The sequence below is a fragment of the Streptomyces sp. SBT349 genome (genome assembly GCF_001083795.1).
Classification (GTDB): domain Bacteria; phylum Actinomycetota; class Actinomycetes; order Streptomycetales; family Streptomycetaceae; genus Streptomyces.
The window spans coordinates 1-1,802 of sequence record NZ_LAVK01000628.1; the positions used below are offsets into that span (position 1 = coordinate 1).

Below are 1,802 nucleotides of genomic sequence, written 5' to 3' on the forward strand. Positions count from 1 at the left end.
GTTTGAATGATACGTGTACAAGCGAAATCGACCTTATCCTCTTCGTCGGCAGCGTCAGATGCGTAGAAGAGACGGGACCGGCGCCGGTGGTCAACGCGATGTCGCCGCCGAGGCGGTGCTCCAGGCAGGCCGCCAGCAGGCCGAGCGCCCCGCGCACGTCCGCGTCGCCGATCTCCGGCCGCACCTCCCGCACGGCCGCGAGGTCCTGGGGCCGGACATGGAGCAACGGCCGCTCCAACAGGCCCCGGGCGGTGGGGAGATGGCGGCTGCGGACCGTGAGGCTCCGGCCCTGACCGGTGGCGATGGTGTCCCCTCCGGGAGCCATCGCGAGGAACTGCCCGCGGAAGCTGTCCCCCGGATCGGTGGGGAACTCGCCGTCGAACCACGGCAGTGGGTGGCCGCCCGCGGGATCCGTCTCCAGCTGGGTGGTGCTGAACACGGAGGCGGCGAACGCGGGGTCGAGGGGCGCCCGCCGCCACTCCTCCAGGGACCACCGCGTCCGGGCCGGGCCGGGGTGGCGGGCGGTCATCCGGGGCGTTCCGCCGGGGGGAAGCGACCAGGTCTCGGTGGTCAGCTCGGACGTCCCGTTCCTGCGGAGGAAGGAGGTCCACTGGAGCGCCAGCGTCTCGGGGCCGAGGAAGGAGAGAGCCGGGAGAGGCCGGTCGTAGGAGGCGGGCGAGGGCGAGTCGGGCACGGCGGTCGTGATGCGGTGCAGGACCGTTCCGCGCTCGTCCGTCACCACGCAGACGTCCGTGCCGAGGACCGCGACGAGGCCCGCCTCGGGGAGGGTCGCCAGGACGCACTGCCCTCGCGCCGTGCCGACGGGCGGGAATCCGTCCACGACCACCTGCCGCAGCTCGCCCGCGCCCCGGTCGGCGAACGCCAGGCCCCGGGGGGTGGGCAGCACCGCGCCCCCGCTCGTCCTGCGCAGGACGGGGATGGGGGCGTCGCCGGTCAGGGTGCGCGGCTCGGGCCCCAGGCGCACCACCCGGTTGCCGCCGGATCCGCGGTGGACGAGGAGGATCTCGTCGCCGAGGTGGAGGAGCACGTCGCGGCTGTCGAAGCTGCCGCGCGGCAGCCACTTCCGTCCGCCGGGCAGGATGTGCGTGCTCTCGCCGGTGCCGATCCTGAACGCCCACACGTCGAGCCGGTTGGCCTCGCCCTCGCCCCAGGGGGTGCACCGCACCGCGAGCTCGGCGCCGTCCGGGGAGAAGGACGCGCGCCACATGCCGCCGGACGCCGGGTACGCCGTCTCCCGCTCGCGCGGGAGGCGTTCGGCGGTGGCGCGCAGCCGCTCGGGGTCCTGCGCGGCCAGCAGGGACAGCAACTCACCGCCCTCGCCCACCCGTTCGGCCTCGGGCAGCAGACGGGTCGCCGCCGCGGCCCCGGCCAGGGGCAGGTCGGCGGCCAGGCGCCGCAGCTCGTCCCACCGCCCGCCCTCGGCCAACTGACGGCCCAGATAGTCCAGTTCCTCATGCGACAGCTCGGCGACGCGGTCGCGCCGCTCGCCGGTGACGACGACCCGCACCATCTCCGTGTCGCCCCCGGCGGCCAGCACCCCGCGCAGCCGCTCGCGCACCTCGGGCCCCGCCGCACGGTAGGCCAACGCCAGCAGCGCACCCTCCGGATCCAGCGCCATCCGCTGGGCGTCCTGACCGATCAGCGCCAGATACGCCGCCCGCTCGGCCGGTTCCCCCGGCGCCACCGCCAGCAGCTCCAGCACATCCGGCTCCGGCAGCCCGGCGGCGACGGCGCGCAGCGCGTCCTGAACGGCCAACTCCCCCGCCCCGCACCCCCGCACC

The 1,802-nt window shown here is 75.5% G+C and carries 1 protein-coding gene; it reads right to left on the reverse strand.

Annotated elements, in window-relative coordinates; genetic code table 11:
• Nucleotides 1–1,777: hypothetical protein (locus ADY01_RS41450; RefSeq protein WP_049580948.1), on the reverse strand; the 1,777-nt coding region annotated here is incomplete at its 3' end.
• Nucleotides 1,778–1,802 lie beyond the last annotated feature (25 nt).